The 21,890-nt window shown below is 37.3% G+C and carries 21 protein-coding genes, 1 tRNA gene, 1 pseudogene and 1 other annotated feature (1 of these 24 cut by a window edge); of the genes and pseudogenes, 20 read left to right on the plus strand and 3 right to left on the minus strand.

The features are described from left to right. Positions 1–155 (plus strand) — a binding site (T-box leader) (it extends 66 nt beyond the left edge of the window). A 56-nt stretch (positions 156–211) separates the two neighbouring features. The 3 genes from leuS to KH893_RS03510 all read left to right on the plus strand — a co-directional run bounded on the left by leuS (position 212) and on the right by KH893_RS03510 (position 5,923). Beyond that, the gene (gene leuS, locus KH893_RS03500; protein WP_281164762.1) at positions 212–2,626 is read left to right on the plus strand and encodes a leucine--tRNA ligase; all 2,415 of its coding nucleotides are present in this window, start codon (positions 212–214) and stop codon (positions 2,624–2,626) included. Positions 2,627–2,818: 192 nt separating this feature from the next. After that, complete coding sequence (locus tag KH893_RS03505) at positions 2,819–4,174, plus strand: amino acid permease (RefSeq protein ID WP_281164763.1); 1,356 nt, start codon at positions 2,819–2,821, stop codon at positions 4,172–4,174. An 84-nt stretch (positions 4,175–4,258) separates the two neighbouring features. Beyond that, positions 4,259–5,923, plus strand: a complete 1,665-nt coding sequence (locus tag KH893_RS03510) for a putative polysaccharide biosynthesis protein (RefSeq protein ID WP_281164764.1) — start codon at positions 4,259–4,261, stop codon at positions 5,921–5,923. A gap of 48 nt (positions 5,924–5,971) precedes the next feature. Here KH893_RS03510 and KH893_RS03515 read toward each other — a convergent pair whose 3' ends face one another. Continuing rightward, complete coding sequence (locus KH893_RS03515; protein WP_281164765.1) at positions 5,972–6,817, minus strand: NAD(P)H-hydrate dehydratase; 846 nt, start codon at positions 6,815–6,817, stop codon at positions 5,972–5,974. Positions 6,818–7,004: 187 nt separating this feature from the next. Here KH893_RS03515 and KH893_RS03520 point away from each other — a divergent pair, with 187 nt between their 5' ends. Together KH893_RS03520 and KH893_RS03525 are read left to right on the plus strand one after the other, a co-directional pair. Further along, positions 7,005–7,250 (plus strand): hypothetical protein, encoded by a 246-nt coding sequence (locus KH893_RS03520; RefSeq protein ID WP_281164766.1) that lies wholly within the window; start codon positions 7,005–7,007, stop codon positions 7,248–7,250. Between the two features lie 67 nt (positions 7,251–7,317). Next, positions 7,318–7,605 (plus strand): hypothetical protein, encoded by a 288-nt coding sequence (locus KH893_RS03525; RefSeq protein ID WP_281164767.1) that lies wholly within the window; start codon positions 7,318–7,320, stop codon positions 7,603–7,605. Positions 7,606–7,610: 5 nt separating this feature from the next. Here the strand turns inward: KH893_RS03525 and KH893_RS03530 are convergent, their stop codons facing one another. Beyond that, positions 7,611–8,063, minus strand: coding sequence for a universal stress protein (locus tag KH893_RS03530; RefSeq protein ID WP_281164768.1), 453 nt, complete (start codon positions 8,061–8,063; stop codon positions 7,611–7,613). A gap of 148 nt (positions 8,064–8,211) precedes the next feature. Here KH893_RS03530 and KH893_RS03535 point away from each other — a divergent pair. The 9 genes and pseudogenes from KH893_RS03535 to KH893_RS03575 all read left to right on the plus strand — a co-directional run bounded on the left by KH893_RS03535 (position 8,212) and on the right by KH893_RS03575 (position 15,334). Then, positions 8,212–8,295: transfer RNA gene (locus tag KH893_RS03535), tRNA-Leu, on the plus strand. 352 nt (positions 8,296–8,647) lie between these two features. Beyond that, entirely contained in the window at positions 8,648–8,929 is a 282-nt protein-coding gene (locus KH893_RS03540) for a hypothetical protein (RefSeq protein ID WP_281164769.1), read from the plus strand. A 67-nt stretch (positions 8,930–8,996) separates the two neighbouring features. Next, positions 8,997–9,449 carry a universal stress protein gene (locus KH893_RS03545; protein WP_281164770.1) on the plus strand — a complete coding sequence of 151 codons (453 nt, stop codon included), beginning with the start codon at positions 8,997–8,999 and terminating at the stop codon, positions 9,447–9,449. A 12-nt stretch (positions 9,450–9,461) separates the two neighbouring features. Further along, the gene (locus tag KH893_RS03550; RefSeq protein WP_281164771.1) at positions 9,462–9,800 is read left to right on the plus strand and encodes a hypothetical protein; all 339 of its coding nucleotides are present in this window, start codon (positions 9,462–9,464) and stop codon (positions 9,798–9,800) included. Positions 9,801–10,083: 283 nt separating this feature from the next. Next, entirely contained in the window at positions 10,084–11,523 is a 1,440-nt protein-coding gene (locus KH893_RS03555; RefSeq protein WP_281164772.1) for an APC family permease, read from the plus strand. A 6-nt stretch (positions 11,524–11,529) separates the two neighbouring features. Then, positions 11,530–12,873 carry an aspartate aminotransferase family protein gene (locus KH893_RS03560; RefSeq protein WP_281164773.1) on the plus strand — a complete coding sequence of 448 codons (1,344 nt, stop codon included), beginning with the start codon at positions 11,530–11,532 and terminating at the stop codon, positions 12,871–12,873. Positions 12,874–13,307: 434 nt separating this feature from the next. Next, positions 13,308–13,475 carry a hypothetical protein gene (locus KH893_RS03565; protein ID WP_281164774.1) on the plus strand — a complete coding sequence of 56 codons (168 nt, stop codon included), beginning with the start codon at positions 13,308–13,310 and terminating at the stop codon, positions 13,473–13,475. Beyond that, positions 13,472–14,254 (plus strand): annotated as a pseudogene (locus tag KH893_RS03570) (NADH:flavin oxidoreductase); the annotation flags it as partial. The gene KH893_RS03565 and the pseudogene KH893_RS03570, both read left to right, overlap by 4 nt. A gap of 3 nt (positions 14,255–14,257) precedes the next feature. Further along, on the plus strand, positions 14,258–15,334 hold the full coding sequence (locus tag KH893_RS03575) for an FAD-dependent oxidoreductase (protein WP_281164931.1): 1,077 nt from the start codon (positions 14,258–14,260) through the stop codon (positions 15,332–15,334). A gap of 149 nt (positions 15,335–15,483) precedes the next feature. Here the strand turns inward: KH893_RS03575 and KH893_RS03580 are convergent, their stop codons facing one another. Further along, the gene (locus tag KH893_RS03580) at positions 15,484–16,044 is read right to left on the minus strand and encodes a nucleotidyltransferase family protein (protein ID WP_281164775.1); all 561 of its coding nucleotides are present in this window, start codon (positions 16,042–16,044) and stop codon (positions 15,484–15,486) included. Between the two features lie 151 nt (positions 16,045–16,195). Here KH893_RS03580 and KH893_RS03585 point away from each other — a divergent pair, with 151 nt between their 5' ends. The 6 genes from KH893_RS03585 (at position 16,196) to purC (ending at position 21,887) form a co-directional block, all read left to right on the plus strand. Further along, complete coding sequence (locus KH893_RS03585) at positions 16,196–17,392, plus strand: acetate/propionate family kinase (protein ID WP_281164776.1); 1,197 nt, start codon at positions 16,196–16,198, stop codon at positions 17,390–17,392. 132 nt (positions 17,393–17,524) lie between these two features. Then, complete coding sequence (locus KH893_RS03590) at positions 17,525–17,728, plus strand: hypothetical protein (RefSeq protein ID WP_281164777.1); 204 nt, start codon at positions 17,525–17,527, stop codon at positions 17,726–17,728. Between the two features lie 207 nt (positions 17,729–17,935). Continuing rightward, positions 17,936–18,424: a 5-(carboxyamino)imidazole ribonucleotide mutase gene (gene purE / locus KH893_RS03595; protein ID WP_281164778.1), complete on the plus strand. Its 489-nt coding sequence runs from the start codon at positions 17,936–17,938 to the stop codon at positions 18,422–18,424. A 4-nt stretch (positions 18,425–18,428) separates the two neighbouring features. After that, positions 18,429–19,541 (plus strand): 5-(carboxyamino)imidazole ribonucleotide synthase, encoded by a 1,113-nt coding sequence (gene purK, locus KH893_RS03600; protein WP_281164932.1) that lies wholly within the window; start codon positions 18,429–18,431, stop codon positions 19,539–19,541. A 19-nt stretch (positions 19,542–19,560) separates the two neighbouring features. Then, on the plus strand, positions 19,561–20,856 hold the full coding sequence (purB, locus tag KH893_RS03605; RefSeq protein WP_281164779.1) for an adenylosuccinate lyase: 1,296 nt from the start codon (positions 19,561–19,563) through the stop codon (positions 20,854–20,856). A 317-nt stretch (positions 20,857–21,173) separates the two neighbouring features. Next, positions 21,174–21,887 carry a phosphoribosylaminoimidazolesuccinocarboxamide synthase gene (gene purC / locus KH893_RS03610; RefSeq protein WP_281164780.1) on the plus strand — a complete coding sequence of 238 codons (714 nt, stop codon included), beginning with the start codon at positions 21,174–21,176 and terminating at the stop codon, positions 21,885–21,887. Positions 21,888–21,890: the final 3 nt, after the last annotated feature.

The raw sequence follows: 21,890 nt of genomic DNA on the forward strand, positions 1-21,890 counted from the left end.
GTACTTATTTGTTAGTTTAGTGAACTCGCCTGCTTTATTTTCAATTGAACTTTTAATAGGTTGAAGCGGCTGTTTCACCGTTATCGAAATTAAAGTGCTGATCGCTTTGATCAGAAAATAGGTGGTACCGCGAGATAAATCTACTCGTCCTATATTGAGAGTCTCAATATAGGACTTTTTTTAAACTTCGGAAAGGAATGGAATTTTTAAAATGGCATACGATCATACAAAAATCGAAAAAAAGTGGCAGCATTATTGGGAGACACATAAAACTTTTAAAACGTTGGAACATCCGGGCGAAAAAAAGTTTTACGCACTTGATATGTTTCCTTATCCATCAGGACAGGGGTTACACGTTGGTCATCCAGAAGGTTACACGGCAACAGATATTATTTCTCGAATGAAACGGATGCAGGGATATGATGTTTTGCATCCGATGGGGTGGGATGCATTTGGGTTGCCAGCTGAACAATATGCATTAAACACTGGTCATTCGCCACGTGAGTTCACCAAGGAAAATATTAATAATTTTCGTCGGCAGATTAAGTCATTAGGTTTATCTTATGATTGGGATCGTGAAATCAACACGACTGATCCTTCATATTACAAGTGGACTCAATGGATTTTTGAAAAATTGTATGAAAAAGGACTGGCTTATGAAGCTGAAGTTCCAGTTAACTGGAGTCCAGATTTAGGAACGGTTGTCGCTAATGAGGAAGTTATCAATGGTAAGACCGAACGCGGTGGCTTCCCTGTTATTCGCAAGCCGATGCGTCAATGGGTCTTAAAGATCACAGCATATGCGGATCGCTTGATTGAGGATCTTGATGATATTGATTGGCCAGAAAATATTAAAGAACAGCAGCGTAACTGGATTGGTCGCTCGGTTGGGGCCTCGATTCGTTTCAAAGTAGCTGGCAAAGAAAATCTTCAAATTGAAGTCTTTTCAACTCGTCCTGATACGATTTTTGGAGCTACTGGGATGGTTTTGGCACCAGAATTAGATATTGTTAAGGAATTAACGACTCCTGAGCAAAAAGCAGCGGTTGAACATTATGTTGATAAGGTTGCTCACAAGTCTGATTTGGAGCGAACAGATTTAGCTAAGGAAAAAACTGGGGTCTTCACTGGTAGTTATGTTGAAAATCCCGTTAATGGCAAAAAGGTACCGATTTGGATCGCTGATTATGTTTTAGCTACTTATGGAACTGGTGCAGTTATGGTCGTACCGGCTCATGATGATCGTGACTATGAGTTTGCTAAGAAGTTTGGCCTTGAGATCATTCCAGTCATTGAAGGAGGAAATGTTGAAAAAGAAGCTTATACTGGCGATGGTGTGCATATCAATTCCGGATTTTTAAATGGCTTGAATAAAAATCAGGCAATTGATAAGATCATTAATTGGTTAAAGGAACATCAAATCGGCGAGAAGAAAGTTAATTATCATTTGCGTGATTGGTTATTTTCCCGGCAACGTTATTGGGGCGAGCCAATTCCAGTAATTCACTGGGAAGACGGCGAAACTACTCTAATTCCCGAAGATGAATTGCCTTTGCGTTTGCCAAAAGAGAAAAACATCAAACCTTCTGGAACTGGTGAAAGTCCATTAGCTAACTTGACTGATTGGGTAAACGTTGTCGACAAAAATGGTCGCAAGGGTAAACGAGAAACTAACACTATGCCGCAGTGGGCTGGAAGTTCTTGGTATTTCTTACGCTATGTTGATCCGCACAATCAAGGGGCAATTGCTGATAAACAAAAACTCAAGGAATGGATGCCGGTCGATTTGTACGTTGGTGGTGCTGAGCATGCAGTACTGCATTTATTGTACGCTCGTTTCTGGCATAAATTCCTGTATGACTTAGGAGTTGTACCAACTAAGGAACCTTTCCAGAAGTTAGTCAACCAGGGAATGATTCTAGGTGATAACCATGAAAAAATGTCGAAATCCAAAGGCAACGTTATTAATCCTGATGATATTGTAAAACAGTATGGAGCTGATACACTTAGACTTTATGAAATGTTCATGGGACCGCTGGAAGCTGCTAAACCATGGAGTGAAAAAGGCTTAAATGGTGCAAATAAATTTATTAAACGTGTATGGCGTTTACTGATCGATGATGAAGATAATTTACGTGATCGGGTTACCACTTTGAATGATGGTAAGTTGGATTATGTTTATCATCAGACGGTCAAAAAAGTGACGGAAGATTTTACAGTTATGCATTTTAATACAGCAATTTCACAATTAATGGTCTTTGTCAATGAAGCTTATAAAGCTGATGCTCTGCCTCTTGACTATATGGAAGGCTTTGTTAAAATGCTTTCACCGGTGACCCCACATATAGCTGAAGAATTATGGACAAAATTAGGCCATGTCGGAACAATTACCTATGAAGCTTGGCCAACTTATGATGAAGCCAAACTGGTCAAAGATGAGGTTCAAGTTGTTGTTCAGGTCAATGGCAAAGTTAGACAGCATTTAACAGTTGCTAAGGATATGTCAAAAGAAGAATTACAACAGCTGGCCTTAAATGCTGATCATGTCAAAAAGGCTATTGGTGATAAAAAGGTAGTTAAAATAATTGTTGTTCCAAATAAACTTGTCAGCGTTGTAGTTAAATAAATTATTTGCAATTAATGAAAAAAGTCTAATCGACATGTTTTACAGGTTAAGAAAACCTTGAAAATGTCGTGCTAGGCTTTTTTATTTTTAAAGAAAGCTTGCTTTAAACTTACGTATTTAATATAATTTACAATATATTGTTAGATTTTAATTAATAATTTTTAATTTTTGGATCAAGGAGACTTAATTAAGATGAAGAATGAATTGTCACGAGGATTAACGCACCGGCATGTACAAATGATTGCAATTGGCGGTGCAATCGGAACAGGACTTTTCCTCGGCTCCGGTACAGCCATCAAGGAGGCTGGTCCAGCAATTATTTTGGCCTATTTGATGGCTGGAATAATTTGTTTTTTTATGATGAGAGCAATTGGTGAATTAGTTCTGTCAGATATTAAATTAACTTCCTTCATCGATTTTGTTCGGCGTTATTTGGGAGATCGTTTTGAATTTGTAATTGGTTGGACATACTGGCTGTGCTGGGAAAGTTTAGCAATGGCTGATCTGACCGCTAGCGGGATTTATCTACGCTATTGGTTTCCTTTTATCCCGCAATGGGTGACGCCTTTGATTATTATCATTTGTCTATTAGCTTTTAATCTATTGAGTGTAGGTAGCTTTGGCGAATTAGAGTCATGGTTTGCCGGTATTAAGGTTTTTGCTATCATTGCTTTAATTATTACTGGGGTTATCTTACTATTGCTGGATGTTAAAGTTGGTGGTCATCAAGTTACCGTAAAGAATCTTGTTAATTATGGTGGCTTTTTCCCTCAGGGATGGTCAGGTTTTTTAGCTGCCTTTCCGATGGTAATTTTTGCTTTTACTGGCATTGAAATGGTGGGGTTGACTTCAGGTGAAACCGAAGACCCTGAGCGTGATCTGCCACGTGCAATCAATAGTCTGCCAATCAGAATCGGCTTATTTTACATTGGTTCAATGTTTGTTTTAATGTGTATTTATCCTTGGAATCAAATCACAACTACTTCAAGTCCATTTGTACAAGTTTTTGCGGGAATCGGCGTTAAAGCTGCAGCTGGCTTGATCAATTTCGTTGTTTTAACGGCCGCATTGTCAGCTTGTAATAGTGCAATTTTCAGTACTAGTCGAACTTTATATGTTTTGTCTAAAACTCATAAAGCTCCGCAGTCATTTGGGACAACTAGTAATCGTAGTGTACCGGTCAAATCCTTGGTTTTTTCATCGTTAACGTTGCTAATTATTGTTTTACTGAATTATGTGGTGCCGCAGACAGTTTTTGAAATAATTTCCGGGGTGGCCACCGTCAGCTTTATTTTTGTTTGGGTCGTTTTAGTTATTTGTCATTATCGTTGTCGCAAGCAAAATCCTCAGCTTGAAAAGAAATTTCCAATGCCTTTTTTCCCATATTCAAATTATTTAACAATTATTTTCTTTATTGCGGTTACAATTTTGTTGGCATTCGATCAAAGTACTTTGATTTCATTATTTTTTGCAGCTTTGTGGTTGATTGCTTTGGGATTGATCTACAGTTTAGTGATTACTAAACAGAAGATTGAAAAAACTAATTAGTTTAAATAATTTAAGGGTGATTGCATCTATTCTTCAAACAGTTTAAAATTAACAAGGTTAGACTAGATGAAGGCAGGAAAGAAAATGGCTGGAAAACCAATTAATGGAAATTCCTCCCAACCAGTAGCGGTTAGTCATCCTTCAACAAAAGAGAAGATGTTGCGTGGCTCAGCCTGGATGACAGCGGGAAGTGTTTTTTCACGAATTTTAGGAGCAATTTACATTATTCCTTGGTATACTTGGCTTGGTAAGGATAGCTTAGCGGGAAATGCTTTGTATACGAAAGGCTATACTTTATACAGTGTTTTTTTGATGATTTCAATTGCCGGGATTCCGTCAGCAGTTGCTAAGCAAGTAGCACATTATAATGCACAAAACGAATATGCTGTCGGTCAGCGATTATTTAAAAAATCATTGCTTGTTATGTTGGCTTTTGGATTTATTGGAGCGACAGTGATGTGGTTAATTGCACCGTTGCCGTTTATATCATTAGGAGAAAAAGATGTTATTCCAGTTTTTCGTTCTTTAGCGGTAGCATTAATTGTTATTCCGGTCATGAGCCTGACCCGTGGTTTTTTTCAAGGATATCAAGATATGTTTCCTTCTGCTTTATCACAATTAATTGAACAGTTAGTTCGAATTATTTATATGTTGGTAACGATGTATCTGATCATGCAAATTTTACATGGTAATTATCAGTTAGCAATTATTCATTCAACTCTGGCAGCTTTTGTGGGTGCTTTAGGTGGGCTGTCAATACTGATTTGGTATTATTGGAGAAAACATGCTGAGTTGCAGGCATTAGCGTTGCAAAGTGCCGGCAAACTTCAGGTTAAAGATTCAAGAATTATTTATGATATGCTAGCTCAATCAGTACCTTTTGTTTTGATTGGGGCCTCGACAACGTTGTATAACCAGTTGGATTATTTTACTTTTAAACCGACGTTGACACATTTTTCTAATGATAGTTTGAAGATGATCAATGATTTATACGCAATTTTTGCTGGCAATGATAATAAATTGATTATGATCATTGTTGCATTAGCTTCGGCGATGGCTGCTACAGCGGTACCGTTATTATCCGCTGCTTATACTAAAAAGGATCAGCAAGGAGTAGCTAATCAAATTGCAGATGCATTAGAGTTATTTATGATCATTATGTTGCCCTGTTCTTTGGGGATGGCGGCAGTAGCTAAACCGTTATATATTGTTTTCTATCAGTATAATTTTACTGGGATTTTTGTGTTAAGTTTTTCAGCATACATTGCTTTACCAATTGGATTATTTATTGTTCTTTCTTCACTGTTGCAAGGAATTTATCAAAATAAAAGGGCCGTTCAATATTTTTTATTTGGTTTTCTGATTAAATTATTAGTGCAGGTACCGTTGACAATCGGACTAAAAGCTTTTGGGCCGCTTTTGGCAACAGGAATCGGCTTAATGGTTTCAAATGTTTTAATGCTTAGATATTTTTGTTTTGATTGTCATTTAGATCTTAATCGTTTGCTTGAACACTTTAACCAAATCTTAATCTTTTCTTTGCTGACCTTTTTGGCAGCTTTAGGAGTGATTTCTATTGCGTCGCGAATGTTTAATTTAGAGTTTCGGTTGATTTCCTTTATTGTCTTAGTATTTGCAGTTGGATTGGGTGCTTTTGTATATATTTATTGTTGTTTGAAGACTCGCTTAGCCGATCAAATTATTGGTCGCAGGGTGGCGGGCTTACGAAAAATCTTGCATATTAAATAATAAATGCCTACCAAATTATTGGTAGGCATTTTTGAAAGATGTTTATTTTCAAGCCAAACTAACGGTTAACATAAATTCAGGCAAACTTTTGATCAATTGACTTGGCAATACAACATAGTTGGTGGCAGACAGCTTTTGAGCAAGTGCGCTGTGGGCATAAACAGCTGCATCGACCACAGTTTCGTAAGCAATTTGGTGGAACTGTCCTAGAAAAGCAGCAATGATACCGGTCAACGTGTCTCCCATTCCACCAGTTGCCATATATGGACCGCCGACATTTAAGCGAGTAAACGTACGATTTAGATGATAAATCGTTGTACCAAATTTTTTTAGGACGACCGTTGCCTGTAGTTCTTGTTGAACGGTCAAATTGTGAATATCAGTTTGCTCCTTGATTGGAATTTGACTAACTCTTTGCCACTCCATTTGATGAGGAGTTAAAATAATTTTTTGTTTAACAAATTTTTTAAACCAGGTTCGGTGATGGCTTAATATTGTTAGGGCTGAACCATCAATAATTAAAAATTGCTGACTTTGCAATTGATCGAGTGTTTTTTTTAAAATTTTTTCAGCAGCAGGGCTTTCGCCAAGGCCAGGGCCGATTACAATTACATTAGCTTGTTCAAGTGCAGCTGCAATTTGCTGGTCATTCGCAAGATCAACGAACATTGCCTCGGGCACAATTGTATGTAAAGCTGAAAGATTCTCACGGCAAGTAGCACAGGTCACTAGTCCAGCGCCGGCATGAACGGCGGCACTGGAAGACATGATGATGGCACCACCGAAATTTAAGCTGCCGCCGATCGTTAGTATTCTACCATAATTACCTTTATGACTTTCAAGCGGACGAGAATGAATAACTTCTTTGAGAATTTGGTGATCTATTTCAGTCATACTTAATTCCTCCCTCAATAAGTTAATTATAATGATTTTAAAAGTTAATTTGTAACTTTTACCAATAAATCTAACCAATTTTTTTAATGCAATCAAGAAATTACGAACACTTTGGTTTTTGATTCTTTGAATTTTTGCCTTTTTAGCGGTAAAATTAAATTGAGAAAATAATATAGGAGGCTTAAACATGCAAAAAAGTTTTATTAAAGAACTTGAAGCAAACGTGTTGACAGAAGATGGAAATTCCAAAACTTTCCTTGTACCCAGTAAAAGAGAACGATTAGCAGTAAAAATAGATAAGGATGTCTTGAAAAGACTGTCAGACAAGCGGAAACTTGAACACATGTTAAAGAACTTAATAAAAATGAATTCTAAAAGTACAACTGAGGAAACTATTAATATTAATAAACGTAACTTTCGAATTTTTATTTAATAAAAAAAGCTGGCATGAAAGGCTGTGATGAATTTCTCATCACAGCCTTAATTGGGGGGGAACTTATATGTTTTTAACTACCGGCGATATTGATCGCTCATATGTAATCTTGGGAATTATTAATGCAACCGTTAAAAAGTCTTTACGAGCTGATGAAATTGACCAAGTTGATGATTTTGATGATTTATTTACGTCTGCTAAGACAAAGTTATTGGATAAAGCAATCGGTAAAAACGGAGCTGGGGTGATTCAAGTTCGTTTTGTACCTCAAGTTGTTGAGGTTGGAGCTGGTCCCAAATATTTGTTGCTCCATGCATATGGAACAGCAGTTAAGTTTCCACATCAGGTCAAGTAATCACTTTAACGAATTATCAATGCGTCACAAGCAGCTGTTCGAATTACATAGCTTGAAACAGAACCAGTAAAAATCCTTTGCAGATAGTTTTTGGTTGAACTTCCCAAAACAATCAAATCATTGCGATATTCATCTGGAAATTCCTTGGCGATGATTGTCCGCGGATCTCCAAATCTTAAATGAACGTGAACTTGATAAACTGATGATCCACAAGCTACTAGCCGCTTTTTTATACGGTCCAACAGGCTAATGGCTTTTTCTTCAAAAAGATATAAATCATCTTCAGAAGGGGCAGCATGAGTATTTCCAAACCCAACAATTGAACTATCTAAAACATATAAAATGTCGAGTTGAATGTTATTTTCTCGTGCGTAGTCAGCCGCAATGTCCAAGGCCTTTTCGGCTGACTTGCTTCCATCATGCGCAAGTAAGATTCTTTGATAAGGTTGTTGATTCATAACTTCACTTCCTCTAAAACTTTTGTTTATATAATAACATGGTTTGAAAATTTTAAAAGCCAATTTTGACAGAAAGTAATTTTTTATTCTTGAAGTCTTGTTTCTGAAATTGAAATATTGTACAATTAATTTTGTTGTTATTGCGCTTGCCCTCGTGGCGGAATTGGCAGACGCGCAGCGTTCAGGTCGCTGTTTGGGTAACCAAGTACAGGTTCGACTCCTGCCGAGGGCATAGTTTATGTTATTTACTGAGATGTTAGCAAAACAAATTTTCGACTTAATAGCATTCAGCTTTAGAGCTAGGTGCTATTTATTTTGCTACAAGATTGATGCATTATTTTTAGACATCTATATTATCAAATTGTTCAGTCATTTAAAAGAACTCAAATTTGATTTAGCTGTCATGGCTATCATCGTTAAGCTTTGCAGATTTGAGAATAAAAATAGACTGTTTGGTATGAATGTTTCAAAACGAGAATAATTTGTTTTGGCATTTTGTACCTTGCATTAAACTAGCTGTTAATCTACAATCAAAGTAAAATGTAAGCGCAAACATGAGAAAGCAATCGATATGAGGTGAAATTATGGTGAAAAATGTCTATCAACTTGATCGGGCAAGAATCTATTTGGGAGAAGTTCAAAAGGCAATTGAATTTATTATCAATGATGACTGGTTCTTGGCTAATTTAACACTTAAAAGTTTACAGGTTTCGTGCCTTTCAGAGATAAAAAATAATGCATCTCAGACAAATGACTATTTAAATTATCTAAGATCAATGTACCAATTACTTAAAAAAAATGAACATCAGCTTGAAAATCTAGTAAAAGTTCGTAGTTTATGTTATAAATTTATGAAAAACGAATAGTTATTTAGTCTGCGAATTATAGTTGATAATGGTATAATTTAATTAGGCAAAGAAAGAAGTGAGCAAAATGACACAATATTATCAAGAAATTTTGGCTCCAGTTGATGGATCAAAGAATGCTGAACATGCTTTAAAACAGGCGGTTCAAATTGCCAAGAGAAACAACTCACGTCTTGAAATCTTAAATGTGATCGATATTAGAAACTTTACGAATGCATTTGGCAGTATGCTGGATATGAATGGTGATATAGTGTATTCAACCTTCAATTCAGTTGAAAGCTATTTAAACAAATTGAAACAGGCAATCAAACAACAAGCTAATTTTGAGAATGTGAGGATCCATGCCCGGTTTGGTTCTCCAAGAGTTGTAATTGCAAATGACTTTCTAACTGATTACGCAATTGATTTAATTGTGATGGGGAAGACTGGATCTAATCCAGTCGAAAGATTTTTAACCGGATCAGTTACAGATTATGTTACCAGGAATGCTAAATGCGATATAATTATTATCCATAAGTGAGGAGAGTGTGAATTGTCGATTTATGAATTAATAGGACTCTGTGTTCTGGTTGGATTAATGTTTTATAATTTTAGACTTAGTCTAGCGGTTAAAAAACTAAAGCAAAAAATTGGTCAAGCGACCTTAATGAATTTAATGAATTCGCAAAATCAACAGTTAATGGCAGTTGTCCATGAGAAGAAGCGTTGGGGTATTTTAAGTGAAATCTTGATTTTTGCGAGTTTTATGATTGCAATTTTTGGTGGCAATTTATCGGTTCTGCTTTATTTTTTAATCTTGTATACGATCACGACAATTTATATCAATCATCTTACCGAGAAGACTTTCAAAAATATTAGTAAATTAGATTAAAAATCAGCAAAAAAGTTCTGAAACTGGTTACATAAGATCAGTTTCAGAACTTTTTTATGTTAAAAATAATTAAGACGAAACTTGCTAGTCTTTAAGAAACTTATAACATGAATTTGCTAGGAGATTTGTAATTCAAACTATAATTAGCTTTTTTTCGCTTTTATTAAATAGAAACAGTAATTAAGTTTTAATAAATTTGACTTTTCTAATTTCTTTGTTATAATTTCATTAATTGTTGTAATTTTTATTATCATTATTATCTTATGTAGGGGGAGTTTTTTTTATGGGAAAATTTTTCAACAGGCTTGCTCTGAAAGAGGATCCAAAAGTTTATCAAGACAAGGATTCTCATTTAAAGCAAGTTTTGACAGTTAAGGACTTTATTGCCTTAGGAGTTGGAACGATTGTTTCAACGTCAATTTTTACTTTACCTGGGGTGGTTGCTGCTCAACACGCTGGTCCAGCTGTTGCATTGTCATTTTTAGCTGCTGCTATCGTGGCTGGTTTAGTCGCCTTTGCGTACGCTGAGATGGCTTCAGCAATGCCTTTTGCTGGTTCGGCTTATTCTTGGATCAATGTCATTTTTGGCGAGTTTTTTGGTTGGGTTGCTGGCTGGGCTTTGTTAGCTGAGTATTTTATTGCGGTGGCTTTTGTTGCTTCTGGACTCTCAGCCAATTTGCAAGGCTTGCTTTCACCGCTTGGTTTTACACTACCTAAATCATTAAGTGCGGCTTTTGGAACTAGCGGTGGCGTGATTGATCTGTTTGCAGTGTTAGTTGTTGTTTTGGTTGCCATTTTACTGAGTCGCGGAGTTTCTGAGGCGGCGCGAGTTGAAAATATTTTAGTTATTTTAAAAGTTTTAGCAATTTTAACCTTTGTTTTTGTTGGCTTGAGCGCAATCAAAGCATCTAATTACTCACCATTCATTCCGGCTTATCATAAGAATGCTGATGGTTCTGCTTTTGGTGGTTGGCAAGGAATCTACGCTGGTGTTTCATCAATTTTCTTATCATATATTGGTTTTGATTCAATTGCTGCCAATTCAGCTGAAGCAAAGAATCCACAAAAAACGATGCCGCGTGGAATTTTAGGTTCATTGCTGATTGCAGTGGTTTTGTTTATTAGTGTTTCGTTAGTTTTAGTTGGAATGTTCAAGTATTCGGCATATGCTAACAATGCTGAGCCAGTTGGCTGGGCTTTGCGTCAAAGTGGACATGGAGTGATTGCAACAGTAGTTCAGTCAGTTGCAGTTGTTGGAATGTTTACCGCTTTAATTGGTATGATGCTGGCGGGCTCAAGGTTGTTGTATTCATTTGGCCGTGATGGTATGTTGCCAAAATGGCTGGGTAAATTAAATCAAAATGATTTACCAAATCATGCCTTATTAGTTTTATCGATCGTCGGGGTTGTTTTAGGGGCGATTTTCCCATTTGCCTTTTTGGCCCAATTAGTTTCTGCCGGGACATTGATTGCCTTCATGTTTGTTTCCTTAGGAATTTATGCGCTTCGTCCAAGGGAAGGCAAGGATTTGCCGATTCCGAGTTTTAAAATGCCGCTATATCCTGTAATGCCGACATTAGCTTTTATTGGAGCATTTTTAGTATTTTGGGGATTAGATAAAGATGCTAAATTATATGCATTATTCTGGTTTATCTTTGGAATGATTTTGTATTTCTCTTATGGTATTCGTCATTCATATTTAGCTAATAGTTTAAAAAAGTAGGTCCTGATGGTGAGAAATAAAGAATTATTGCAGTTGGAAGATGCGTCGTTATCAAAAACTTCGCGTATCAAATATTTCAATATTGTAATTGATTCCGGTCAAGGAGCAATCATTAAGGATGTTGAGGGGCATGAATATCTTGATTTATTAGCTAGTGCTTCTTCAACTAACACTGGACACTGTCATCCGAGAATTGTGAAGGCAATTCAAGATCAAGCAGCTAAAATTATTCAATATACGCCAGCTTATTTTGCTAATACGCCAGCAGCGTTATTGGCACAAAAATTGAGCGCCGTGGCTCCCATCAGTGGTCCAGTCAAGGTTGCTTGGGGTAATTCGGGCTCGGATGCCAACGATGGAGTTATTAAGTTTGCGCGTGCTTATACTGGCCGGCAATATATTGTTAGTTTTATGGGTGCTTATCATGGATCAACGTATGGCTCGATGTCGGCGTCAGCTGTTAGCTTGAATATGTCACGTAAAATTGGGCCATTTTTGCCGGGAGTGGTTAAAGTTCCTTATCCGGATCCTTGGCATCGGTTGCCAAATGAGGGTGAATCTGAATTTGTTGAGCGGATGTTTGCAGCTTTTTTGGAGCCATTTCAGACTTATTTACCAGCTGAAGAGACAGCGGTCATTATGATGGAAGCTATTCAGGGCGATGGTGGCATTGTTAAGGCTCCAACCTCATTTGTTAAAAAGGTCGTTGATTTTGCTCATCAGCACGGAATTTTATTTGCAGTAGATGAAATCAATCAAGGACTTGGTCGCAGCGGAAAAATGTGGGCAATTCAGCATTTTGATGTTGAACCCGATTTAATGTCAGTTGGAAAATCATTAGCTTCTGGATTACCGTTAAGTGCAGTGATTGGTCGTCAGAAAATTATGGATTCACTAGATGCTCCGGGACATTTATTTACTACTTCGGGCAATCCAGTTACAACGGCAGCTGCATTAGCGACTCTAGCTGTGATTAAAGATGAAAAATTAGTGCAGCGATCAGCTGAATTAGGCCAAGTGGCAGCAGAATTTTTTAAAGAGCAAGCTAAAAAATACGCTTTTATTGGCAGTTGGCGGATGTATGGTTTAGATGGTGGGATTGATATAGTTGATCCAAAGAGCAAGAAACCGGATATCGTGGCTACTAATAAACTGATTTACCGGATTTTTGAATTAGGTGCGATCATTATTAGTTTACGTGGAAATATTTTACGTTTTCAACCGCCGTTGGTAATTACTAGAGAACAGTTGAATCAAGCCTTTGAAATTTTAGCACAGGCATTTGACGAGTTGGCAGCTGACAAGTTAGAACTTCCACCAGCCGCGACGGAAATGGGTTGGCAAAAATGAGTGATTTGTTATTTAATCTATTTTGAAGTTCGGTTAGTTTGGTGAATTTTAATAGTTTCTGTAAATGTTTATCAGCTTCAAAGGGTATCAAATTGTGATCACAATTTGATACCCTTTTTGCCGTAAAGATTTTTAATTGACAGACAAAATAATCTATTCAAATTATTCATAAAAGAAATCTATTAAATATAAGGTTTTGTTTTATTCATTCTATTTAAACAGCTGAGTAAAATATAAGTGGAAAAGTAAAAGATTGAAGTGAAAGAATCTTTTGAAGAGGTTTAACCAAAAAATTTATTCAAGAATTTAAAAAATTGACAGGCAAAAGTTATTTAAAGTTTGCTTGTCTTGAGTGAGTTGTTGGTCTGGAAACTAATTTAAAAAAAAGCTAGTCGGTATGTTGAAAAGTTCAAGAATAAAAAGGAGAGCTAAAAATGATTGAATACAAACATATTTTTGAGCCGATCGTAATTAATGGAATGCAACTAAAAAATCGAATTATTATACCCCCAATGGGATCAAACTTTGCCAATTACGATGGAACGATCAATAATGACATATTAAGTATTATGAACAACGTGCAAAAGGTGGTACTGCTTTGATCACTTTAGAAAATGTTTGTTTTGATTATCCGCTTGGAACGAACGGTACAACTCAATTAAGAATAGATAATGATCAATATCTGCCTGGACTTTGGAAATTCAATGAACGAATGCATGCTTATGGCGCATGTACATCAGTTCAAATTAATCATGCCGGTGCTTCGGCGACGAACTTACGGTTAAACGGATTGCAACCAGTATCAGCGTCTAATATTCCTTCAAAAATGGGAACGAACTGCCCGCGGCCGTTAACAGTTCCTGAAATTAACCAAATTATTGTAAAATATGCCGAAGCCGCTGACCGGGCTAAACGAGCAGGATTTGATTGTGTCGAAATTCATGCCGGACATAGTTACTTGTTGGATCAATTTCTTTCGCCACATTACAATCACCGAACTGATCAATATGGTGGTTCAGTTGAGAATCGGGCTCGGTTTGCCAAAAAAGTTTTGCAAGCTGTTCGTCAAGCTGTTGGTCCGCGTTTCCCAATTTCAGTTCGTTTTAGTGCGGATGAATTTGTCGATGATGGCAATTCGTTAACAGATACACTGAATCTATTGCAATATTTTGGTGAGCCAGCTGACATTTTTAATGTTTCAGCCGGAATCAATGATAATTTGCAGTACCAGATTGACAAAATGAGTCTTTCAGATGGCTGGCGTTCCTATCAAGCGGCAGCAGTCAAGTAAAGATTTAACAAAATTACGGTTACATCTGGAAACTTTCGGTCTCCAAAGGCCGCTGAAAGAATTTTGGCAAATAACGAGGCTGATTTAATTGCTATGGGTCGTGGCTTAATTGCTGAACCCAACTGGGTAAATAAAGTCCAGTTTGGGCAAGAAAAATTATTGCGAAAATGTATATCCTGCAATATTGGTTGCGCTGATCATCGAATTGCTAAGGGCTTGCCGATCCGTTGTACGGTAAATCCAGATGTGATTGGGGAAGATGAATATAAGCATCATCGGCTTAAAAATAAAATTAGGTTAACAGTCATTGGCGGAGGGACAGCAGCTTTAGAAGCAGCCTGTTCTGCTGCCGAAATTGGCGCTGAGGTTAATTTATATGAACAAAAAAGTTATTTAGGAGGCTTAGCTCATCAGATTGCTCAGTTGCCAGATAAAAAGCGCATTGATGACTATGTTAACTATTTAAAACAACGTGCGTCATTATTACCCAATCTCAAAATTAACCTTAATCAAAAAGCTGATCTAGAAACAATTATTCATCAACAGACAGATATGATCGTTAATGCTTCAGGAGCGCAGCCATTTTTGCCCCCAATTGAAGGTCTTCAAGCAGCGCATGCCGCAAGTAATTCTCAAGTTTTTGATATTTTTGATCTGTTAAAAAATTTAGCTGCTTTCCAAGAAAAAAACCAGCAGATTTTAATTATCGGTGGAGGAGCGGTTGGATTAGATGTGATGGAATATTTTACTAAACATTGCGCTGCCAAGGTGACAATGGTTGAAATGCTACCGGAAATTGGTCGTGATCTTGATATTGTTACTAAGTTTGGAATGAAGGAGTTATTAGATAAGTATCAGGTAAAGCAATTTACCCAGACCAAGTTAAAATCAATTTCAAACTCAAAAGCAGTTGTGCTTCAGGCTGGTAAGCAACTTGAATTAGAATTTGATAAAGTTTTTATTTGTTTAGGTATGCGCAGTCAAGCTCCCCTCATGCCAACGTTAGAAAAGTATTCGTTAGAGCAAGGAATCAGTCTGACCAATATCGGTGATTCAAAACAAGCTCGCAGAATTTTTGAAGGGACTCAAGAAGCCCGACAGATTCTAAATGAAGTGCATTTGGTTGATCAACGTAAATCAAAATCAATGCACTTAGAACATAATTATTGAAAAATAATAGCAAGCAGAAGTAGCTTTTCGGTTTGCTGTTATCGATTAGCTATGTTTTGAAATCGGCAGCTTAAGTCATTTCATTGATAATTGAAGCCTTTTAAATCTTGCTAATTGGCAATGCTTTAGAATAAAAGCGGACAGCATATTTAATTATTGAAAACTTTAAGATTTTTCCATGCTTGTGCCCATTCCTTCCAAGCAATGCGTTGTTGGTAAAAAGTTAATTTATGCGGATCTTGAGCAAATGTTGGTGTTGGATGAATTTCAAAATTAAAGAGGTCAGTTAAACCAAAGGGGGCAATCACTTGAAAATGGTCCTGTCGTGTTAGATTCAACCCAACCGCATTGCAAGTTTCTGGAATGGTCTTAAGAGCAGCAGTAATAGTTTTGCCATAGGGCTGATGACTGGAAGAATTGTTCAGACAAACATTTTCGAGATTCCAAAGATAATTTGCGTGATGCAATTTAATTAATTCCTGCAGAGTTAAAAATTCTTCGTAAGACTGGTTTTGGTCGAGATAAATTAAGTCAAGATTGTTACGCAGAAAGTTTGGCTGTCGATTTGCTAAATGGTCCCAAACCATATTACGCAAAGATCCGGCGCAAAGAAAAACCTTATCCAGGTTAAATGACCATAAAATTTGAAAAATTTTCTTGATTTCATTTTCTTGAGCAGCAATTTTAATTAATTCAATTTCATATTTCAATTTAATCCCTCCAAATAAACTAATAAACATTGTAGTTTCTTTTTAAGCAAAAGAAAAGTGCAATTCTTAGAATGAGCTGGTTAAATGAAAAAATGGATTTTTTTTGTTATATTTGTCATAGAAATTATAGAGTAAAAGCGGAGGAATAAATTTGGCTAAAATATTAGCAATTAATGCTGGTAGTTCAAGTTTAAAGTTTAAGTTGTTTGAAATGGGCAGTGAGACAGTGATCGCCAAGGGTAATTTTGAGCGGATTAGTCTGCCTCAAGGAAAAATTTTTCTTAGTTTTGGTGATCAGAAATTTGAAAGTTCAGAAGAAATTAAAACTCATGCAGTAGCAGTTAAGCGCCTTTTACAGTTAATGAAGGAATTTGAAATTGTTAAAGATTTTAGCGAAATTGCTGGTGTCGGTCATCGGGTAGTTGCTGGTGGTGAATATTTTCAACACTCGGTAATTGTTAGTCAACGGGTAATCAGGAAAATCAATCGGTTAGCAGAATATGCGCCGATTCATAATCCAGCAAATTTAATGGGGATCAAAGCTTTTAAGAAATTACTGCCACATGCCGTTTCAGTGGCCGTTTTTGATACATCTTTTCATCAAACGATTCCTAAAATTAATTATTTATTCAGTGTACCTTATGAATGGTATCAAAAATATCGGGTGCGCCGTTATGGTGCCCATGGAACTAGTCATCGTTATGTCGCCAATGAAGCGGCTAAACTTTTGAATCAACAATTAAAAAATCTGAAGCTAATTAGTTGTCATTTGGGAGCAGGTGCATCAGTTTGTGCCATCAAAAATGGCAGATCATTTGATACTTCAATGGGGTTTACGCCGTTAACCGGTTTAACGATGGCAACTCGCGCGGGAGATACGGATATTGCAATGGTTTCTTTTTTGATGCAAAAATTGAAAATGCATTCAATGCCGGAAGTTATTTATGATTTAAATAAAAAATCTGGTTTACTTGGCATTTCAGGGGTCTCTTCGGATATGCGGGATATTCTAGCAGCCGCTAAGGACAATGAACGAGCGCAGTTGGCAATTGATATTTTCGTCAAGGACATTGTCAAGTACATTGGAGCTTATACAGCAGAAATGGATGGCGTTGATGGAATAATTTTTACAGCTGGAATTGGCGAGCACTCCAGTGAAATTCGCAAATTGGTTTGTCAACGATTAAAGTTTTTAGGTATTCAACTTGATGGAACGGCTAATCAGATTTCAGGGAAGAACCTAATAATTTCTAGTGCCGCCTCAAAAGTCAAAGTAATGGTTATTCCAACCGATGAGGAGTTAATGATTGCTCGAGATGTGGTTGACTTAATGAAGCAAAATAAATAGCCAGAATTTTGAAACTTTGGCTTGGAAAAATTTGAATTATTAGAAAGATTGCTAAAAAGGTTCACAAACCTGTCAAAAAGTGTTAGATTATTCTAGTCGAGATATTAAAGATTCTTTTTAGGGGGTTTTGTTATGAGCAATAAGCTTGATCTTATTAATGAGTATCAAGCGGCGAAAGCGAAACTGGCTGAACTGGACCAAGTATGTGAACAAATCAGCGAAACCAATCGTGGACGTCATTTGCTGGATGCTTACGATGAAAAAAGAGAGAAAGCTCAAGCTGAATGTGATCGGCTCAAAGCAATTTTAGAAGCCATGTCAGCGGCAGAGGATTAGTTTTAAGCAAGAAATTACTTAAAAAGTAAGTAATGAATGTTGTTCGCCTTTTGATGAACAACATTTTTTTTGTTGGAATAAGCAGCCTTAAAAAACGTGTTATTAAAAATAACCCGTATAAAAAGCTAAAAAGTAAAAATAAAGTTCGATTTTTCTTTGACAAGGCTGTGTGGTTTTGATAAGCTGTTCACAGATGGAGGGATTAAAGTGAGTAAGCAAATCAGTGTCGTTATGGGAAGTATTTCTGATTGGAACACAATGAGTGCCGCCACAGAGATGTTAGCAAGCTTTGGTATTGAATTTGAAAAAAAAGTTATTTCAGCTCATCGGATGCCAGCTGAAATGTTTGATTTTGCGCAAAAGTCAGCAGGCCGTGGAATCAAAGTTATCATTGCTGGGGCAGGTGGAGCTGCTCATCTGCCAGGGATGATTGCCGCTAATACAACTTTACCGGTAATCGGCGTTCCGGTTCAAAGCCATGCACTAAATGGGATGGATTCATTATTGTCAATTGTGCAAATGCCGGCCGGAGTTCCGGTTGCAACGACAGCAATCGGTAAAGCAGGTGCTAAAAATGCGGCTTTGTTAGCTGTCGAGATTTTAGCAGTCGGACAGCCAGAACTGACTGAAAAATTGCGGCGCTTTCGACAAGAGCAACATGCTGCGGCAGTGAAAAGCGGTGATCAGCTTGACTAAGCAAATGATCGAACAAGGTCAAACGATTGGAATTATTGGTGGAGGCCAATTAGGACAAATGTTGACTTTTTCTGCCAAAAAAGCTGGATTTCGCGTTTTGATCCTCGATCCTAATCCAGATTGTTCTGCTGGTCAGGCAGCCGATGATCAGATTGTTGCACCTTACGCTGATCGACAGGCTATTAATGAATTAGCTCAGAGGTCTGATGTCTTAACTTACGAGTTTGAAAACGTTGATTTGACAGCTTTAAAGGCTGTGCAGGATCAAGTTATGATCCCTCAGGGTACCGAATTGTTGGCGATCACTAAAAATCGTTTACGGGAAAAGACGTTCCTTAGAAATAACGGTTTACAGGTTGTACCATTTACAGCCGTCAATGATCAAAATGATTTGCAAGCAGCAGTCAAAAAAATTGGGCTACCAGCAGTGTTAAAAACCTGCGAAGGTGGTTATGATGGTAAAGCTCAAGCAGTGATTCAAACTAAAACTGATCTGCCAGCCGCTGCAAAGCTTTTGCAGCAGGGTGGATGTATCTTGGAAGGCTGGATTGATTTTAGTCATGAGTGTTCTGTTATGATTGGCCGTAATTGGGACGGCCAAGTGTCGGTTTTTCCAGTCAGTGAAAATATTCATCGCAATGAAATTTTGCATGAAAGTATTGTTCCAGCTCGAATCCCGCAATCAGCGCAAAAAGCAGCCCAGCAAATGGCTCAGAAAATCGCTAGTGCTCTTGACTTATGCGGTATCCTAGGTGTTGAGTTTTTCTTAGGAAAAAATGGTCAGGTTTATGTTAATGAACTAGCTCCACGACCGCATAACTCTGGGCATTATTCGATTGAGGCTTGCAATTTCTCGCAATTTGATGTTCATAACCGGGCAATTTGCAACTGGCCGCTGCCTAAAATCCAACTGCTTAAACCAGTTGTCATGGTTAATGTTTTAGGCCAGCATGTCGCTGGATCCAGAAAATTAGTTTGTGAAAAGCCGCAGTGGCACTTCCATGATTATGGCAAGGCAGAAGTTCGACAAGATCGTAAAATGGGTCATATCACGATTTTAACCGACGACTTAGAGCAAACGCTTGCTGAAATTGAAGCAACGAAAGTTTGGAATTAAACTTAGTAAGGAGATAAAGATGATTTCAAGATATACAAGACCTGAAATGGCAGCAATTTGGAGTGATCAGAAAAAATACCAATGTTGGTTGGCGGTTGAAATTGCCGTTGATGAAGCCTGGTCGAAGTTAGGCCATATTCCAGCGGAAGATGTTGCAAAAATCAAAAAGAATGCTAAATTTGACGTTAACCGAATTCAGGAAATTGAAGCGGTAACTCACCATGATGTAATTGCATTTACACGATGTGTTTCAGAGTCTTTGGGAGCAGAGCGCAAATGGGTTCATTATGGATTGACGAGCACGGATGTTGTTGATACCGCTTATGGTTATCAACTGAAGCAAGTCAATCAGATTTTGCGGCAAGATTTAGTGGACTTTAAACAAATTGTTGCTAAAAAAGCATTGCAATATAAAAAGACTGTCATGATGGGACGGACTCATGGAGTTCATGCCGAACCAACCACTTTTGGCTTGAAATTGGCACGGTGGTATTCAGAAATCAATCGTGACATTGAGCGCTTTGAACATGCTGCGGCCGGGATTGAAGCTGGCAAAATTAGTGGGGCAGTTGGAACTTATGCCAATATTGATCCCTTCGTGGAACAGTATGTTTGCCAAAAGCTAGGCATTCGTCCTCAAGAAATTTCCAGTCAAGTACTGCCACGAGATTTGCATGCGGAATACCTAGCTGTTTTGGCTTTGATCGCCACCAGTTTGGAAAAATTTGCTACGGAAATTCGCGGCTTGCAGAAATCAGAAACACGTGAAGTCGAGGAACATTTTGCCAAGGGTCAAAAAGGTTCTTCAGCTATGCCGCATAAGCGCAACCCAATTGGTTCAGAAAATATTTGCGGCTTAGCCCGGGTAGTCCGAGGTCATATGATCACAGCTTATGAAGATGTAACTCTTTGGCATGAACGAGATATCTCGCATTCTTCGGCCGAGCGGATCATTTTGCCGGATACAACGATTCTGATTGACTATATGCTGCAGCGTTTTGGACGGATTCTTGATACTTTGACAGTCTTTCCTGAAAATATGAAACGTAATATGGGTCGAACTTTTGGCTTGATTTATAGCGGCCGAGTACTATTAAAATTGATTGACAAGGGAATGACGCGTGAAGCAGCTTACGATCTGATTCAACCTAAAACAGCTGAATCGTGGGATAAACAGGTTCAATTCAGACCTTTGTTGGAACAAGATCCTAAGATTTCCTCGTTGTTGTCAAAAGCTGATCTAGATGATGCTTTTGATTATCATTGGCATTTGCGTCATGTCGATGATATTTTTCAACGATTGGGACTAAGTTAAACATTATCATAAATTTGTTGAAAGACTGAGACTAGTAATTAAAACTCAGCCTTTTTTTATTGTTCGTGATTTTGACCAAAAAGTAAATTTTTTAGATTACTGAAAGTTCACTAATTCAGCTAAAATTCTGAGTAAAAGTATGTTTATAAGCATTTTTAAATTCAAATAAAAACTAAAAACTGAAAATAAATAATAAAGTTCGCTTTTTCGCTATTGACTAAGTTAAATAAAATTGTTAGTCTTTAAGAAAAATAGCGATTATTTAATTAGCTATTCATTATTAATATTCGTATTTAGCGAAAGGATGGCAATTTTAAATGGCAAAAATGATTTATGCTGGTAAAGCAAAACAACTCTGGACAACTGATGATGAACAGATTTTACGAGTAGTCTATACTAATCAGGCGACGGCTTTAAATGGAAAACGCAAAGACCAAATTAACGGTAAAGGCGAATTAAATAATGAAATTTCAACGTTAGTTTTTAAATATCTAACTCAAAATAAAATTCCAACGCATTTCATTAAGAAAATTTCAGCGACTGAGGAATTGGTCAAAAAGGTTTCAATCATTCCTTTAGAAGTTGTCACTAGAAATATTGGAGCTGGCCATTTTGCTTCTCGTTTCGGAGTAAAAGAGGGATTGGCATTGGCAGTACCTGTCGAGGAATTGTATTACAAAAGTGATGAGCTTGATGATCCATTTATGAATGAGTCACAAGTTTATGCTTTGAAAGTTGCTACACCGGCTGAAATTAAGCAGATTTGGCAATTATCACGACAGGTGAACCAATTGCTGACTCCTCTTTTTGCATCGATTGGTTTGCAACTCGTTGATTTCAAACTTGAATTTGGTCGGACAGCTGATGGTCAGGTTATCTTAGCTGATGAATTTTCTCCGGACAATTGCCGCCTTTGGGATCTAAAAACTAAGCAGCACATGGATAAAGATGTTTTTCGTCGTGAATTAGGTGATTTAGCAGATGTTTATCAAGAAGTCCTACGGCGTTTGGAAGGAAAATTGGGGGAATAAAAT

This window comes from Liquorilactobacillus sicerae (genome assembly GCF_029916425.1).
Taxonomy (GTDB): Bacteria; Bacillota; Bacilli; order Lactobacillales; family Lactobacillaceae; genus Liquorilactobacillus; species Liquorilactobacillus sicerae.